The sequence below is a fragment of the Salegentibacter flavus genome (assembly GCF_900115145.1).
GTDB lineage: Bacteria > Bacteroidota > Bacteroidia > Flavobacteriales > Flavobacteriaceae > Salegentibacter > Salegentibacter flavus.
Genome location: NZ_FOVL01000022.1, coordinates 1 through 16,403, shown reverse-complemented (window position 1 = coordinate 16,403; position 16,403 = coordinate 1). Strand labels below are relative to the sequence as shown.

The following is a 16,403-nucleotide window of genomic DNA, read 5'->3' as shown; positions in this document are numbered from 1 at the left end:
ATGCCTAGAATACCTTTAAGAGAAGTTACCAGATATGATTATGTTGATCAGAGTGAAATCTTTGATGATATGCTTGATTTTTCTTTTGGCTACTTCTATAATGGTTCCCGGCAAGGTCCGAAATCAGATATCATTGAGTTATCGGTGGTGACCTGGGTGATGGATTTTCAGGAGAATTTGTTTATACGGTTTTGTCGATTCAGCGGATCTAAGCACCCCTGGAAGGAGAAGATCACAGAACAGATAAAGATCTTTATGCGGGATATTAATATCAGTGAAGGATTTATCAGAAGACGTTTGGTTGATTTTGAAGTCGGGAAAGAGGAGTTTTACAAGAGAGAACCTTTTGAAAAGAAATTCCTGGAATTGAAATCCCGGATGAAGTCGGTTAGGTGATCTTTACTACTTCCCTCCTATTTTCTATTTGCTTTTTTATTTCAATTTCCAATATCTAAAGCTGAAAAATAAGATGATTTCAAGTACTAAAAATAAACCCGCAACGTTCATTGCGGGTCTTTCTCCATGAAAAAAGGAGGATCTTCCATTATTTTAAAGAATTTTAATATAACGACTTAAACTATTTTCCGGGTCGCAGGAAGTATTCATCCACAGGCAGGCTCACTCCCTCCTGTATAGAGACGAACCAAATATAGCCACTTCCCAGGCCATCAGCTAAAAAGGAAGTTGTGGATTCTGCTGTCAGTAGCGTCTGGTCAATAGAAGTGGAATATAATACTTTTCCATTTTTTAACAGTTCAAAATCAACTTTCAGGTTTCCTTCGTCATCCCGGGAATTAACATGTCTAAAGGTATACCAGCCGTTTTCACTCACCTGGTAATCCTCCACCCATAGGATAGCTTCTGTCTTGGTCACGTCTATGGAAAAGTACCGGAAGGGATAATCTGCTGCTTCATAAAACAGGGAATTCGCGTAGGTAAAAGCTGCTCCCGATTCAAAGCTTCCCGGGTCAAGATAGATGTCCAGCTGATGGATAAAGCCGCTCTCAGGGAAATTCATACCCCACAGGGCAGGATCAAAGGTTGCCGGACCACTAGTTTCGAATCCTTGTTCTGTATAATAATCATTACAAGTCCCATTCATCAGAATCGCAAAACCTCTTCCTGCTGAAGGAGATATGTCACTGTTCTTTCGGTCGGCCAATTCAATGGAACCACACCAACCCAATTCTCCTTCAATGCTGTTATCTACCCATGGTCCCAAATTATCATTGAAATTATGATGAAAGGTGGGAAAGCGGGCATTTTCGGTTCCCATAGTGGTTTTGGCATGAAATACTTCATACTTTTCCTGTGGTAGTTTTTCGGTTTCGCAGGAAACAAATCCAAAAATTAAAGAAAGAATACCTGCAAATAAAAATAGACGGATGTTTTTAAAATAAATCATAATAAAAGGTTTAATGGTTACAATTTCAGTTACCATAGAAAGATCAAATTCAACATCGGGTAAGATTCCAGGCTTTGCAGGGGGTGTGTAGGGAATTGAAGGGGGCATGGATAAGATTGAAGGGGCGTGTAGGATATAATCCTTTTTTTCAAAGTTAAATTTTTTTTTAAAATAAAAATAAAACTCTGATTTGTAGGTATTTGCGCCTATTTTAGAGGTAAGGAGTTTTAAAAAGCTTGTACCCGACAACAAAGGCCACAGGCTCATTTGCCAAACCGAGTCGGCTTTACTCTCATATTCTGGAAGACATTCAACTCATAATTTAATGTTGATGGTATCTTAAAATAACAACAGCGGAGCAATAAAGCCAAGCCTTACTTCATTTTTATTATAACTGGACTGATCCAGATTTTCTATGGCATATTCTGAATAATCGAAATACCGGCCGATATAAGCTAAGAAAAACCGGATATCAATGTTTTTAAACGGACTGTAATAAATGGTTGGAATCACTCCATAGCTTGTTCTCATGTGGTCCTGGTCGGTTATCACGTTACCATAGGCACTGCTGGTCATAAGGCTTAATAAACCTTTAAATTTTGGGCTGAAGCGGTATTCTGCTCTTAACCAGTTTTCGATATACAACACCTCTTCAGCCACCCAGTCGTCCCCAAGAATATTGGTCATAACGCCTTTGGTATCGACCTGTTCATAGCTGTAATGAAAGTCATACATCAAGGTAAGATTTTGGTTTTGGTATTTATGGCCTAAAGTAAAAAAATAGGTTCCTCTGTTTTTTACTTCATTGCCATAACTCATACTATAAATGGTTTGGAATTTTTCATCAAAAAAGCTTCCCCGCCAGTTTCCAACAATTGCTACAGGCCAGTCAGGTTCCTGGATGTTTTCTGCAACTATATCGCCGTAAAGGTCGTCATAATGCATGGTGCGCGAGTTCAATACCTGCAATCCGAATTTATGATTTTCTAAAGCCTGATACGTTATTCCGGCGCCTGTAACAAATGCCAGAACATTATTGTAAATATCATTAAATTCCAAAACCTCTAAAGCACTGAACTCGTATTCATAACCCCCATAGAACGCAGGCATTTTTCCAAGTAAAATATTAAGGACCGGACTGGCTTTAACATCTATATAGGCCAATTCGATATTACTTCCCAGTTGGTCCAGGGTTTGCACATTTCCGCCTTTATTAAAGCGGTTTCTAAAATTAAAATTCACTCTTTCGTGTAATTTCCCGGAAATCCCAAGTGCTGTATGCCCATTTTGAAACTGTATCCCGTTGTAATAGTGGTCACCTCCCCGAAAGGTATAGGCGCGAAATTCCATGCGCATATCGAAAGTGAAATTTATATTTTTTAAGAGGTTTGTTTTTTCTATGGGGAGAACAGGTTCAGCCAGGCTGTCGTTTGGTTGCGAAAATCCCAATATAGTACTTAATAAAAACACACTTGCTAAAAATGACTTTATCATAAAACAACAGGAATTTACGGTTTAAATTTCAGTAAGATTCCGAGCAGAAGTTTCCGTTTAGTTTAATAAGGAAACTTTATTTCTGAGGTATCCTCATAAATTTACTGAAATTTTATTAAAGTTAGAGTAATTTTTAGTCAACCTATGTAAGCAAAGCGCATGTCTTAAACTAGTTGCCAACTCATTATAAACGTCTGAATATAAAAGAATATCACCAGTAATGCCGGGATAAGGCGAGCTTGTTAATTAAGATAGGTTTAGTGGAAGAAAACCAAAGACAAAGTTGGAAGTCAGGATACATCTATTCAAAAGTGCTGTAGCCCTGTCTACTTTCTTCTCTTCTTACGCAGGGAATTTTTTTCCTTTTCTCTTTTAAAAAAAATCGAAGTCCTCGTAGTGGATATTATTTCTGTTTAGATTCAGTTTCCTGCTATCCAATAACAAAGCTTTTCTCATATCACTGGGGCCGCAAATGAATATATCTTTCATTGCAATATCTTCCACATCACTCAGTTTGACAAACCCCTGCACATCTCTAATGATCAAGTGCAAGTGAGCCGAAGGCATCACTTTTTGCAACTCCTGAAAGACGGAAGCATGGGTAGCTTCTGAGGAGTGGTTCACACAATAAAATATATCTACTTTCAAATCATTAGAGGGGTGTTTAATCAGGTCATTCGCCCAACTGATAAACGGAGCTATCCCCACCCCTCCTCCTATCCACACCTGCCTGTGGGATCCGTTTTTGTAATCAAACCTGCCATAAGGGCCTTCGATTAAACCAACTGCACCCGACCGCAGTTTGTCGTACAACCGACCGGTATAATCCCCCAAGGATTTAACCATAATAAAAATAGTGCCATTTTCTTTCACCTGAGTGATCGTGTAAGGATGCGCTTCCCTTGATATAGCAGGTGATCTGAAGCTGAAGAAGCAAAATTGACCCGGAATAAATCTGACTCCCTCATGCAATGGACTAAGTTCAATCTCCATCACTTTTTCGTTCAAACGATTTATTTGAGTAACCCGGTAGCTGAATTTTTTCTTAACGAAATTAAACAAGAGTGTCTTATAAGTCCAGGCAATGAAAGCCGCAATTGAAAGTGACCATATATAAATTTTCAATCCCAGATTACCAAGCATTGTTGGATCTGTAAGAAATATATGCACTACAGCAGCAATAAAAAAAACACCGAGGAACTTATGCGTGTATTTCCACCAATGATAGCGAAGCCTGACCACCAGGGTAAAAAACAATAACACCACTACGCCCCACATAGCCCAGCTACCAATATTGATTTCCATCCGCCTGTGCACTGGAAAAAGATACCAAAGCGCTTTTGAAATATCTTCCGGTACCCAGCGCAACGCCAGAAGCAATGGATGCGCTACCATGAATAGCAGGGCCATCTTTGCCATGCTATGGTGTGCATGGTATACTTTGTCCAATCCCCCGAACAAATCCTCGATTATGTTTAAGCGCGTAGACAGCACAAAACTCAGCGCAAAAAATGAAAAGCCCAGTAAGGCGGAAATTTGACTGCCATAGACATGAAACGACTTAAAATTATGTTTGACGGATGATTCAGGATAAGATATCCACCAGATAGGAATTACCAGGAGAGCAACAGCCCAGAAAAGATAAACTCCGGTATAATGACTCCTTTTATTCATAAACCATTTTGTAATGAGATAAACTATCCGATTTTTGTAGAGGCTTAGGCTTGTTGTTAAGATAAGAGTTAATTGTTGAAAAAACCAATTTCCTGAACTTCATAAGTTCAGCTTGCTATCTTCCTTTTTTGGCTTTTGGTTTGTCATTCCTCTGTCGCTTTATAGCTGCCGTATACTCGTTTTGGATATATTTTCGTTGTGTTAAAACCTGCAGAATTTTTTCCGCAGTAGGTTTTTACTCTTTGAAGTCCTTTTTATTTGCATCATTTTTTTTCTCGGTAAAACCAAAGAGTTGAATTATACCGAAAGTTGCTAATAAGCCAAGAAGTGAGGCGACAATGTCGTAAGGGTCGTAGACATTATTTCCACCAAGGTTATGAAGTTTTATTTCCTGAGAGATGACATAAATTGAAGCTAGGCATACAGCTGATATATGGATATATCTATCCTTTATGGAGCCAAATTTCCTATTAAAAAGTTGACGTATCTGCAAAAGAATTCCAGTTAATAAAAGTGTTACAACAGTTGCTTCTATCAGGTTTGGAATTGAATAAGTAACAATTAAAAAAATGCCAGGCACGTCATTTTCTAAAAGCCATGGTCTTATAAATAACTTATTAAGAATAAATACAAGGATCGCTATTCCGAATAAATATCTAACATATTTCTTTACTGGTATTTCTTTCACTCTCTTAATGTGCTATAAGGTCCCGTATATAAACTGTGCAAGCTGGCAAGATTGACTATACGCAGGTTCCGACCGAAGGGAACAGTTAGTTATGCAATGGATTTTCAGTTCTGATTTTTTTCAATTTATTATTTGCGAATTCAGATCAATTATTCCTACAATTCTTGTTTTTGATGAAATAATTGGGGCTGTCTGATGTACGAAGCGAAAATAGTTGCCATAAGTATAAGAATTACAATTTCAGATGGCTTTCCTTTATACATATGAATTAAAACAATAAAAATCATATATAAAACTAACATTGAAGTTCCAATCAGTATAGTTTTCTTGTATAAGAACAAAGCCGTTGCAATTAGCAGAAAGATTCCAGCTATAATCATTACAGCAGCATTTTCTACAATTTTTCCCGTTTGATTTGGGTCAAGTAATTTATCCAAAGCATTAGGAATATAATAAAAGGTAATTATTAATGAAGGTAACCAAATCAATATTCTGCTAAGTGTTTTTTCTTTTCCTACTTTTTCGTGTTCAGTCATTATTTAATTATTGGAGGTTTTTTTAAAATGTTTGCCAGCGGTTTCATATAATGACAAGTGACGCGGAGTCATGGATGCGGTTTTGTCGGCTTAACGATTTTGGTTGTTTTGAAAACTAATTTAGTTCTTTTCTGGCAAACCCGCCATTTGCGTGTAGGCACTCTCCCCTATTCAGGGGAACTAAATAACTCTATTCAATTATTTTATTGAATAGTTGAAAAATATTTTTATATTAGCAAACTAATGATCAGGACAATGGATAAGAGGGAGTTTAAAAATAAGGCTTATAACGAGTTGGCAAAAATAACCAAGGCCCTGGGTAATCCACGACGAATGGAAATCATTGATTTGCTGGCCCAGGGCCCTTTTTCTGTAGAGAAAATAGCCGAACAGACGAATTTGAGTGTTGCAAATGCCTCTCAACATTTACAGGTGTTAAAAGGGGCGCGTCTGGTAGAAATCAGTAAAAAAGGCAATTTTATTTACTATCAACTTACCAATGATAAAGTGTTTCAGGCCTGGCGTGCCTTACGGGAACTGGGACTTGATCTGAACGCTGAAGCTGAGAAACTGGTTAATGATTTCTATCGTTCCGGAGAAAAGATGAAACCGGTAACAATTGAGGAATTACGTCAGAAAATTTCCGGGCAGAATGTTGTAATACTGGATGTTCGCCCCGGGGAAGAATACCAACGGGGTCATATTAAAGAGGCTGCTTCTATTCCTATTGAAGATCTTGCCGAACGAATAGATGAACTGCCAAAAGGAGTAGAGATTATCGCATATTGCCGTGGACCTTTATGTGTATATGCCGATGAAGCAGTAAGCTTGCTGAGAGAAAAAGGCTTTGATGCAAGAAGATTAAAAGAAGGATTTCCGGATTGGAAGGCAATGGGCTTTCCTGCTGAAATAAATTAATATAATTCAGAGAGACTTATGGAAGAAGTAAAGGCTTTTAACCGTGCAGCCCTGGAATACGACAAGTGGTTCGAGGAGCACGCTAAATGGTTCTCCTCTGAACTGGCAGCTCTTAAACTAGCTGTTCCAAAAACAGGAAAAGGGATTGAAATTGGAGTTGGAACCGGGAGGTTCGCCGGGGAATTAAGAATTGAAACAGGTGTGGACCCATCTGAGAAGATGGCGGAAGTCGCGTCTAAAAGAGGCATCAGGGTTTTTAAAGGATATGCTGAGGATCTACCGATACCTGATGGTTCATTTGATTACAGCCTAATGGTAACGGTAGATTGTTTTCTGCAGGACGTAGCTAAAGCTTTTAAAGAAGCATGGCGTATTACGAAACCCGGTGGTTCTATTATTATTGGTATGATCGATAAATCCAGTCCCCTGGGCAGGAAATATCATGAACACAAGAAAGATAATCCGTTCTATAGATCTGCCAACTTTCACGATGTTGAAGAAATTAAAAATTTACTTGAAGAAGCCGGCTTTCAGGATTTCAATTTCTGGCAAACCCTGGTCAACGCCAAGGAGGAGATTTTAGAAGAACCGATAAAAGGCTATGGTAAAGGAGGTTTTGTTGTAATAAAGGCTCTAAAAAAAGTGGATAAAAAATAAGCAGCATATGAAAACAGATTCTATAGAACTTGGTTTAAAAGAAAACTGGAAACAATTTACCCTGCTGGTAATTGTGAATGCTTTTGTGGGTGGAATGGTAGGTTTGGAGCGTAGCATCCTTCCCGAGATTGCAGAAAAAGAATTTGGGATAGCGGCCACCAGTGCAATCCTGTCATTTATTGTGGTGTTTGGTATTGTGAAAGCTATTTCCAATTATTATGCAGGTGCCCTGGCCAATAGGTTTGGGCGAAAGAACCTTCTCGTCCTGGGGTGGATCTTTGCTATCCCGATTCCATTTATATTAATGTATGCTGAAAACTGGAATTGGGTAATCGCGGCCAATGTTTTACTGGGAATCAATCAGGGGCTTGCCTGGTCTAGTACCGTAGTTATGAAAATTGACCTGGTTGGGGAGCGACAGCGAGGATTTGCGATGGGTATTAATGAGTTTGCCGGATACCTTGCTGTAGGGGTTGTGGCCTTTTTAACCGGATGGATAGCAGATATGTATGGGCTACGCCCCTATCCGTTTTACCTGGGTATAGGTTTAATGGTACTGGGGCTTTTGTCCAGTATATTCCTTATAAAAGATACCCATGGCCACGCCTTAAAAGAAGGGAGTACCAGTGAAATGCCCCTATTGAAAAATATATTCTGGGATACCACCTGGAAAGATAAGAACCTTGGATCTGTTACTCAAGCCGGACTTATTAATAACCTGAACGATGGTATGGCCTGGGGGCTTTTTCCCATTTTACTGGCTACCAGGGGTTTCAGCTTAGAACAAATAGGAATTGTGGTAGCCGTCTACCCCGGGGTGTGGGGAATTGGGCAGTTATTTACCGGTAGAATGGCAGACAAGTTTTGTAAAAAAGATATGCTTTTCTTCGGGATGTTATTACAGGCAGTGGTGTTAATTGCTCTTGTATGGGCAAACAGCATGTGGCTATTCGTTGGATTAATGAGCCTTCTGGGTTGGGGGACTGCTATGGTCTACCCTACCTTTCTGGCTACTATAGCCCAGAACACCCATCCCAGGGATCGGGCAAAAAGTATAGGGATTTTCAGGCTTTGGCGGGATTTGGGATATTCCATAGGGGCAATCCTTACCGGGGTCATTTCAGACTTGATAAGTATTGAAGTCGCTATCTTACTGGTGGGGGTTCTAACTTTATTCTCTTCCGCAGTTATTTATGTAAGGATGAAATGCGGGGAGGGCACTTCTGTCAGGTTATTATCTTTAATACGACAATCCTGTTAAGTATCGGCGAGAAATACTGAAAATCCTAAGGGGCAAAATCGAAGATAATTTTTTTCAAACTAATTAATGCATATCACAGATATTAAGGCTGTATTTTCAGCAGATTTTAAATAAAATAACTTAAAACTAAATATTATGTTTTTTCAACACGTTTATGATAAAAGTCTTTCCCAGGCAAGTTATGTAATTGGATGTCAAAAAACCGGAGAGGCAATCGTTATCGATGCTAAACGGGATATTGACACCTACCTTGATATAGCCGAAGAAAATAATCTGAAAATCACTCATGTGACCGAAACGCACATTCATGCCGATTTTCTGGCTGGAACCAGAGAACTTGCTGCGGTGACCGGAGCTAAGATGTACCTTTCAGATGAGGGGGGTCCAGACTGGGCCTATAATTTTGAGCATATTGGCTTAAAAGATGGAGACAAAATTAAGGTTGGAAACCTAAGCCTTGAAGTGATGCATACCCCGGGCCATACGCCTGAAAGTATTTCCTTTATTCTAACCGATAACCCCGCTACTAAAGAGCCGGTAATGGTTTTTACAGGAGACTTCGTTTTTGTTGGGGATATAGGGCGTCCTGATCTTTTGGAAAAAGCAGCCGGTTTAAAAGGAACCCAGGATAAGGGAGCCGAAGAAATGTATAATTCCATCAAAAAGTTCAGTAAGCTACCTTCTCACCTGCAGGTATGGCCCGGGCACGGCGCAGGTTCTGCCTGTGGGAAAGCTCTTGGTGCGGTACCAAGTACTACAGTTGGTTACGAGAAGATACAAAACTGGGCGTTTCATTACGAGGATAATAAACAGGGATTCATTGAATATCTGCTTGAGGGGCAGCCAGAGCCTCCTAAGTATTTTGCAATGATGAAAAAATTAAACAAGGAAGATCGTCCGTTGCTCACTGAAGTTCCAAAGCACAAGAAACTTTCTGCCGGGGACTTTAAAAAGGCTTATGAAAAGGGTGTTAAGGTAATTGATGCCAGGGATAGAAGTGAATTTACCGAGGGGCATATTCCCAATACTTTCCATATAGAGGGGAATAATTCATTTGCCACCTGGGCAGGCTGGTTCCTTAACTATGAGGAGGAGTTTATTCTTATAGCCGATGATGACCAGATGGAAGACCTCACAAGGAAACTTATGCGGATTGGACTGGACAATATCATGGGATATATTTCAGATTTGAAGGCTATGGGGATTCCCCTGGAAAAATCTGAGATCATTTCTATGGAGGAGTTCAAAACATATTTTGGAAAGGACAATGCACAAGTAATAGATGTTCGCGGAGTTTCTGAATATAAAGAAGCTCATATAGATGAGGCAGACAATATTTTTGTGGGTACCATCCAGGATAATCTTGATAGAATTGATCGGGACAAACAAATAGTGATTTATTGTCAAAGCGGTGCCAGAGCCGCCATTGCTGAGTCAGTGTTAGCACGAAATGGAGTGAAAAACGGGAAGGTGTTTTCCGGAGGGATGGACGAATGGACGGTACAAAATTAACTTTGTGTCTCAGATTTCAGGACTTACCTAACCTCCTGCTTTAAAATTCATTTACTGGAAAATCCCGGAATGCTATAATTTCCGGGATTTTTTTATCCTTAAAAAAGAAGGTTTTCCAAACCAGTATAAATATGCAGAAATAGCCTGGGTTCTTAGTCTTAAAATGCCTTTAATATTTGAAGTATCGAAGGGAAAGTCAGTAGAGTTCTATTACTGGGAGAATAGTTCAGGCCCGCGGATTGTAGCTAGGATTATTCAATTCTTTTATTTGATAATTATAGGATTAATTGCGGTACAGTGCTTGTAATGTATATTCAAAATATAATATCATGAAGAATTTGAGATTATTTATATGGATAGCAGTATTTGGGATGTTAAGCACTTCTGTAAACGCTCAGGTCAAGGCTAAGAAATGGGAAGACAAAGCCGAAAAGGGAATGGATAAAGAGGCTAAAAAAGCTGAAAAAGAAAGAGAGAAATACTTCAGGGAACAGGCTAAAGCCGAAGCTGAGTGGCACCGGGAGCGAATGAAAGAAATGGCTGAGTTCGACCGGGAACTGGCTAAGGAAGATGAGGAGCGGCTGCGGGAAATTGCCAAAGCAGAGAGAGAATTTTATCGCGAAAGAGCGAAAGAAGCAGCTGAATATGAAAAGGAAATTAGAAAGTCGGAAGATGAATATTACCGGGAATTAGCCAAAGAAGAAACCGAATGGTACCAGGAACGCGCCAAAGAAGCCTCAGAAAGAGAAAGAGAGATGATGAAATCCGATTTTGAATTTGACAGGGAATATGCTCAAAAAGAAGCAGAATGGCATAGGGAGCGCGCACAAAAGGCCGCGGAACGTGAAAAAAAATTAATGAAAATGGATAGTAAGAGGTATAAGAATAACTAGGTCTTTCTGAAAGTTTTTTAAGTAAATTAATGCCCTGGAACTAAGCGTTTCAGGGCATTTTTTATTGAAAAGTTTCGATTTCATTTGAATGAATAATCCTCCTGAAACTTAAGGTTGATAGGTGCTGAATTTAAATTTTCCAAAAGACAGCTTATTATTCAAACAATTTAATTTTTCAAACAGGTCTTTCCCCAAAAATCCCGGGCAAAAGGACATACTTATCTTATATGGTGATTATTTTGTAAATTGAACTTCCCTTCAATACTTTAGAAGAGTTATTGCAGAAGTTATTAAATTTTAAAAAACGCAATAAAGCATCAATTAAGGAAACAAAAACTAAGACTTACAAGAGCTCTTTCAACTAAAATTATCAATTATGGACTATAAAATTGCCTCCCTTAGAAAATTGGAAGATGACGGTGTAAACATAGACAGATTGCCTTTTTCCATCCGCATCTTACTGGAAAATGCGCTTCGTAACCACGATGGCTTTGCTATTACCGATGAGCATTTGGATACGCTTAAAAACTGGAATGCTTCGGGGACCGATAAAGAAATCCCCTTTAAACCGTCCCGCGTACTAATGCAGGATTTTACCGGGGTTCCATCAGTTGTGGATATTGCTTCCTTACGCTCTGAAGTGATTAGAAAAGGAGGTGATGGCACAAAAATAAATCCAATGATTCCTGTTGATCTTGTGATTGACCATTCGGTACAGGTAGATTTCTTCGGAACAAATTATTCTGAAGGTAGAAATGTAGAACGGGAATATGAACGGAATAGCGAGCGCTACAAATTGTTGAAATGGGGACAAAAAGGAATGGATAATTTTACGGTGGTTCCTCCCGGAATGGGAATTTGCCACCAGGTAAACCTCGAATACCTTGCCCAGGGAGTGATACAACGCGATGGCTGGGCTTTCCCCGACAGCCTTGTAGGTTTAGATTCCCACACCCCTATGGTTAACGGAATTGGCGTTTTAGGCTGGGGTGTTGGGGGAATTGAAGCAGAAGCGGCCATGCTGGGCCAACCTGTATATTTTTCCTGCCCTCAGGTAGTTGGCTTAAAACTCACCGGTGAAATTCCGGAGGGATGCACGGCTACCGATATGGTGCTTACCATTACCAGGCTATTGCGGGATTTAGGAGTAGTTGGAAAATTTGTGGAAGTGTTTGGGGATGGCCTGGATCATCTCACGGTAACTGACAGGGCAACAATCTCTAATATGTCTCCGGAATTTGGTTGTACGGTCACCTATTTCCCGATAGATGAGCAAACCCTTGAGTATATGAAGAAGACCAATCGCTCCCCGGAGCAAATAGATTTGGTGAAAAAATATTGTGAGGATAATTTATTATGGCGTACAGGAAATGAAAATATAGAATATTCAAAAATAGCTGAACTTGATCTTGGAAGCCTCAGGCCTACGGTTTCAGGACCTAAACGGCCCCAGGACAAGATTTATGCAGAGGAACTGGCAACCAAATTTCAGGAATTGCTGAAGGAGGAATTTGCCAGACATTATATTCCCGTAGAAGACCGGCAGGAAAATCGCTGGCTGGCCGAAGGTGGTTCCCAAACCCAGTTTACCGAAAATGAAGAACACGAAGCCCCGGATGTAAGTGTCGAAAATGAGAAGAAATTGCGCTCGGTAAAGATTAAGTATAAAAATGCAGAGTATCATTTAAGCGATGGAAATATTGTTATAGCGGCCATAACCAGTTGCACCAATACCTCAAATCCTGCCGTAATGGTGGGTGCAGGCCTGGTGGCAAGAAAAGCCATAGAAAGAGGCTTGCGTACGAAATCCTGGGTAAAGACCAGTCTGGCGCCCGGATCTAAAGTGGTGACAACTTATCTCGACCGGTCGGGCCTATCAGAAGACCTGGATGCCCTTCGGTTCCATACGGTGGGATATGGCTGTACTTCCTGTATAGGTAATAGTGGTCCGCTTCCCAAGCATATTGCCGATGCAGTAGATGAAAATGAACTCGTGGTAGCATCGGTATTATCAGGAAACAGAAATTTTGAAGCCAGGGTACATCCGCAGGTGAAAATGAATTTTTTAATGTCGCCTATGCTCGTTGTGGCTTATGCCCTTGTTGGGCGTGTTGACATCGATCTTATTAATGATCCCCTGGGATATGATCCTAACGGACTTCCGGTGTACCTTAAAGACATTTGGCCCTCACAGGAGGAGATTAATCAAACTATAAAGGAATGCATGAAGGTTGAGGACTTTAAGCAGGTTTACGATGTGATCTTCGACGGCGAAGAACAATGGAAAAATCTTTCAACCGCTGAAGGAAATCAATACATCTGGGAAGACAATTCTACTTATATAAAAGAAGTTCCTTTCTTTAAAGGTCTCTCAGAGACTCCTGAAAATCCTGAAGATATTAAAGATGCCCGGGTGCTTTTGCTATTGGGGGATTCTGTGACTACAGATCATATTTCGCCTGCCGGTGCTTTTAGTGAAAACTCTGCAGCAGGTAAATATTTGAAAAGTAAGGGTGTTGCGTTGAAAGACTTTAATTCTTATGGCTCCCGCCGCGGAAACCATGAGGTTATGATGCGAGGAACTTTTGCCAATGTGCGAATCAAGAACAAGATCACCAGAAAGGAAGGTGGCTATTCCACCTATTTTCCCTCAAATGAAACTATGACAGTTTATGATGCAGCTATGAAATATGCTGAAGATAATACGCCGCTTATAGTGATTGCAGGAAAGGAATACGGTAGCGGATCGTCCCGTGACTGGGCTGCAAAAGGAACAAATTTACTGGGAATAAAAGTTGTTCTTGCAGAAAGCTTTGAGCGTATACACCGCAGTAATTTAATGCAAATGGGAGTATTGCCCCTTGAGTTTATGAACGGAGAATCTTCTGAAAGCCTGGGAATTAAAGGTGATGAAAAATTCAGCTTTACAGGGATTTCAAAAGATTTTTATCCCGGTAAGATTATCAAAGTTTTGGCAGGAAAAGAGAACGGTGAAAAAGTGGAATTTGAAGCTAAATCCCGCCTGGATTCTGGTATAGAAGTTGCTTACTTTACCAATGGTGGGATTCTCCAGTATATTTTAAGACAATTCCTGAAAGAATCAAAATAATTTATATATTTCAAGATTACCACAATATTTTCTCTTGAATTGGCTTGTAATAGTTATTTTAGGCCGAATTAAAGAATATTAAGATCAAATACTATTTTATTTTTAAACATTAATTATGGGCAGACGTTCCACAAAACCTAAAGATCTAAGAGACGGATATTATATTGAAGTCCGGAATAAAAACCAAAGAAGCGGTATTAAAATTCGAAGGGATACCAAAGAGCAACTACTACAAGCTATTGATGAATATAAAGAAAGTAAAGAGGTTATTGTTTTAGGTAAATCTGAAAATGGAAAAATGAAGGAGATTCCAGATCTTAAAATCGACAAATAGCTGTCAAAGCCAATAGTATATTTTGTAGGCAATCACAAACTAAGCTGGAAGCCGGCAGACTTCTATTACTTGCCTAAAAAAACAAATGTAAGCTGGCTCGTGGTCGGGAGACTTTGAGCCAGCTTAGTTAGATTGAACACAGCATCCTGCATTATATATAAGATGTTAACTATTGCACTTTTTCAATTTTATACAATTCAATCATCTTTTTTTCTAGTAATTTATTTGGCATCTGCTTCAGAATAAAATTTCTAATCCCTCTTCCATATTTCCAATGCGCCATCTTTCCTGTAATCCAGGATTGCTTTACGATAGAATTTACTTTTTTAATTCTTTTTTGTTGAAATATTTCAAAAATATTTTCTTTGGGTTGACGCTTAATAATTTCGCTTAAATAATACGCGTCTTCAATTGCCTGTGCGCCACCTTGGCCCAAATTCGGAGTTGCACCGTGAGCTGCATCTCCTATAAGGCAGATATTGTTTTTATACCACTTGCTTAGAGGTTCTAAATCGATAATATCGTTTCTGATAATGGTATCTGGTGATGTTGATAAAATTAGTTTGTTTACTATGGGATGAAATGAACTAAACATTTTAAATAATTTTTGTTGGATTAAGTCAACCTTATCATCTTGATTAGGGGCATCTAATGCTACAGCAAACCAATAAATCTTATTTTCCGCTATTCTTGATAACCCAAATCTTATTTGATTTCCCCAAAGTTCTACACCTCTGTTTTGAAATTCTTTATCAATTTTAATATTAGCAACACCTCTCCAACAGGTTTGTCCAGAATATCTCGTTTGGCTTTCTGGGAAAAGTTGTTTTCTAACTTTTGAATGAATTCCGTCGGCACCTATTAAAAAATCTGTTTCATATTCTGAATTGTCATCAAAAAATATTTTAATACTCCCATTGCTTAGCTCTTCGAAATGATTAAATCCTTTACCGAGATGAATTTTTTCTTTTGGAATTTTACTATAAAGTATGCTATGGAGTTCTGCTCTATGAATTGCTATAGTAGAATAGCCGAACATCTGTTTTATTGTATTTTGATTATTATCTGAAATAGTTGATAAATCAGCTTTTCCCAGTGTAATCCTGTCAATTGAATTGCCTTTTTGCTGAATCTCATCCAAAACATTTATATGTTCTAAAACTTGCAGCGCATTAGGAGCAAGCCAAATACCTGCTCCAACAGTAGCGATGCTTTGAATTTTTTCAAAAACCTGGTACTCAATGCCTGCTTTTTCAAATACTAAGGCTGTTGTCAACCCCCCTATCCCTGCTCCGATTATTGAATATTTCATTTCAGTATTTTGTGTTATAGCTAACTCGCTATAACACCCTAAATATAAAAGAATATCTTTAGTAAGACCGGGATAAGGAGCCGGTTGTTTATTTTAAAAGTCACATAAGTGCATTACTGAATGGGCGAAATGATTTAGTAGGGATCGGGAGCGAACAAAAGGCGCACGGCGTTGCGAAGCTTACACTATCAACTTCTTCATAAAAACCGGTAAAAAGAAATCAAATGAACTCGGAAAGGTTTTTCATTTTGATCTATATGGAAAACGAGATTTAAAATATGATTTCATTAGTGTCCATTAAAAATTTTTAATTGTTCTTTGAAATTACTGATAATCTATACTTTACAAGCCTAATAGGCGCGTGACGATTTGAATTGATTAGGTTTAGCCTCTAAAATTTGGCGGCCATGAATCAAGGAAAATACGTTTTCTCCCAATTGACGGGATATTTACCCCAACGGGTTTTTGATGGGTTTGTCAAAAAGCATGATGGAAACAGGTATGTGAAACATTTTACTTGCTGGAACCAACTACTCTGTATGCTATTCGGTCAGCTGACTAATCGAGAAAGCCTCCGAGACCTAATCGTTGCGCTTGATGCTCATAGTGG

Annotated in this window: 15 protein-coding genes; 9 read left to right on the top strand and 6 right to left on the bottom strand. The window is 39.1% G+C overall.

Annotated features, from left to right (window positions below; genetic code table 11):
• Nucleotides 1–396, top strand: a complete 396-nt coding sequence (locus tag BM266_RS14335) for a hypothetical protein (protein WP_139220663.1) — start codon at nucleotides 1–3, stop codon at nucleotides 394–396.
• 181 nt (nucleotides 397–577) lie between these two features.
• On the opposite strand, the gene BM266_RS14330 is transcribed toward BM266_RS14335, so the two are convergent.
• From BM266_RS14330 to BM266_RS14310, 5 genes are all read right to left on the bottom strand, one after another.
• Nucleotides 578–1,405 (bottom strand): hypothetical protein, encoded by an 828-nt coding sequence (locus BM266_RS14330; protein WP_139220662.1) that lies wholly within the window; start codon nucleotides 1,403–1,405, stop codon nucleotides 578–580.
• Nucleotides 1,406–1,744: 339 nt separating this feature from the next.
• A complete protein-coding gene (locus BM266_RS14325; RefSeq protein WP_093410913.1) occupies nucleotides 1,745–2,899 on the bottom strand; it encodes a porin in 1,155 nt (384 codons plus the stop codon).
• A 372-nt stretch (nucleotides 2,900–3,271) separates the two neighbouring features.
• Nucleotides 3,272–4,573: a ferredoxin reductase family protein gene (locus tag BM266_RS14320; protein WP_093410911.1), complete on the bottom strand. Its 1,302-nt coding sequence runs from the start codon at nucleotides 4,571–4,573 to the stop codon at nucleotides 3,272–3,274.
• A 235-nt stretch (nucleotides 4,574–4,808) separates the two neighbouring features.
• Nucleotides 4,809–5,261, bottom strand: coding sequence for a hypothetical protein (locus BM266_RS14315; RefSeq protein WP_093410909.1), 453 nt, complete (start codon nucleotides 5,259–5,261; stop codon nucleotides 4,809–4,811).
• A gap of 155 nt (nucleotides 5,262–5,416) precedes the next feature.
• Nucleotides 5,417–5,797: a hypothetical protein gene (locus BM266_RS14310; protein ID WP_245760455.1), complete on the bottom strand. Its 381-nt coding sequence runs from the start codon at nucleotides 5,795–5,797 to the stop codon at nucleotides 5,417–5,419.
• A gap of 255 nt (nucleotides 5,798–6,052) precedes the next feature.
• On the opposite strand from BM266_RS14310, the gene BM266_RS14305 reads away from it, so the two are divergent.
• From BM266_RS14305 to BM266_RS14275, 7 genes are all read left to right on the top strand, one after another.
• Nucleotides 6,053–6,715: an ArsR/SmtB family transcription factor gene (locus tag BM266_RS14305; protein WP_093410908.1), complete on the top strand. Its 663-nt coding sequence runs from the start codon at nucleotides 6,053–6,055 to the stop codon at nucleotides 6,713–6,715.
• An 18-nt stretch (nucleotides 6,716–6,733) separates the two neighbouring features.
• On the top strand, nucleotides 6,734–7,372 hold the full coding sequence (locus tag BM266_RS14300; RefSeq protein WP_093410906.1) for a class I SAM-dependent methyltransferase: 639 nt from the start codon (nucleotides 6,734–6,736) through the stop codon (nucleotides 7,370–7,372).
• A 7-nt stretch (nucleotides 7,373–7,379) separates the two neighbouring features.
• Nucleotides 7,380–8,633 carry an MFS transporter gene (locus BM266_RS14295; protein WP_093410905.1) on the top strand — a complete coding sequence of 418 codons (1,254 nt, stop codon included), beginning with the start codon at nucleotides 7,380–7,382 and terminating at the stop codon, nucleotides 8,631–8,633.
• Nucleotides 8,634–8,768: 135 nt separating this feature from the next.
• Nucleotides 8,769–10,145, top strand: coding sequence for an MBL fold metallo-hydrolase (locus tag BM266_RS14290; RefSeq protein ID WP_093410903.1), 1,377 nt, complete (start codon nucleotides 8,769–8,771; stop codon nucleotides 10,143–10,145).
• Between the two features lie 329 nt (nucleotides 10,146–10,474).
• A complete protein-coding gene (locus BM266_RS14285) occupies nucleotides 10,475–11,038 on the top strand; it encodes a flotillin family protein (protein ID WP_139220661.1) in 564 nt (187 codons plus the stop codon).
• A 376-nt stretch (nucleotides 11,039–11,414) separates the two neighbouring features.
• Nucleotides 11,415–14,147 carry an aconitate hydratase AcnA gene (acnA, locus tag BM266_RS14280; protein WP_175494815.1) on the top strand — a complete coding sequence of 911 codons (2,733 nt, stop codon included), beginning with the start codon at nucleotides 11,415–11,417 and terminating at the stop codon, nucleotides 14,145–14,147.
• A 115-nt stretch (nucleotides 14,148–14,262) separates the two neighbouring features.
• The gene (locus BM266_RS14275; RefSeq protein WP_093410898.1) at nucleotides 14,263–14,481 is read left to right on the top strand and encodes a hypothetical protein; all 219 of its coding nucleotides are present in this window, start codon (nucleotides 14,263–14,265) and stop codon (nucleotides 14,479–14,481) included.
• 169 nt (nucleotides 14,482–14,650) lie between these two features.
• On the opposite strand, the gene BM266_RS14270 is transcribed toward BM266_RS14275, so the two are convergent.
• Nucleotides 14,651–15,793, bottom strand: a complete 1,143-nt coding sequence (locus BM266_RS14270) for an FAD-dependent monooxygenase (protein ID WP_093410896.1) — start codon at nucleotides 15,791–15,793, stop codon at nucleotides 14,651–14,653.
• Nucleotides 15,794–16,200: 407 nt separating this feature from the next.
• On the opposite strand from BM266_RS14270, the gene BM266_RS14265 reads away from it, so the two are divergent.
• Nucleotides 16,201–16,403 (top strand): DUF4372 domain-containing protein (locus BM266_RS14265; protein ID WP_139220597.1); only part of this gene is annotated, 203 nt, incomplete at its 3' end.

Bases quoted from the DNA above. Each gene is read 5' to 3' on its own strand.
- BM266_RS14300 (WP_093410906.1), top strand. From the start codon at position 6,734: ATGGAAGAAGTAAAGGCTTTTAACCGTGCAGCCCTGGAATACGACAAG.
- BM266_RS14335 (WP_139220663.1), top strand. From the start codon at position 1: ATGCCTAGAATACCTTTAAGAGAAGTTACCAGATATGATTATGTTGAT.
- BM266_RS14290 (WP_093410903.1), top strand. From the start codon at position 8,769: ATGTTTTTTCAACACGTTTATGATAAAAGTCTTTCCCAGGCAAGTTAT.
- BM266_RS14325 (WP_093410913.1), bottom strand. From the start codon at position 2,899: ATGATAAAGTCATTTTTAGCAAGTGTGTTTTTATTAAGTACTATATTG.
- BM266_RS14330 (WP_139220662.1), bottom strand. From the start codon at position 1,405: ATGATTTATTTTAAAAACATCCGTCTATTTTTATTTGCAGGTATTCTT.
- acnA (WP_175494815.1), top strand. From the start codon at position 11,415: ATGGACTATAAAATTGCCTCCCTTAGAAAATTGGAAGATGACGGTGTA.
- BM266_RS14295 (WP_093410905.1), top strand. From the start codon at position 7,380: ATGAAAACAGATTCTATAGAACTTGGTTTAAAAGAAAACTGGAAACAA.
- BM266_RS14270 (WP_093410896.1), bottom strand. From the start codon at position 15,793: ATGAAATATTCAATAATCGGAGCAGGGATAGGGGGGTTGACAACAGCC.
- BM266_RS14285 (WP_139220661.1), top strand. From the start codon at position 10,475: ATGAAGAATTTGAGATTATTTATATGGATAGCAGTATTTGGGATGTTA.
- BM266_RS14310 (WP_245760455.1), bottom strand. From the start codon at position 5,797: ATGACTGAACACGAAAAAGTAGGAAAAGAAAAAACACTTAGCAGAATA.
- BM266_RS14320 (WP_093410911.1), bottom strand. From the start codon at position 4,573: ATGAATAAAAGGAGTCATTATACCGGAGTTTATCTTTTCTGGGCTGTT.
- BM266_RS14275 (WP_093410898.1), top strand. From the start codon at position 14,263: ATGGGCAGACGTTCCACAAAACCTAAAGATCTAAGAGACGGATATTAT.
- BM266_RS14305 (WP_093410908.1), top strand. From the start codon at position 6,053: ATGGATAAGAGGGAGTTTAAAAATAAGGCTTATAACGAGTTGGCAAAA.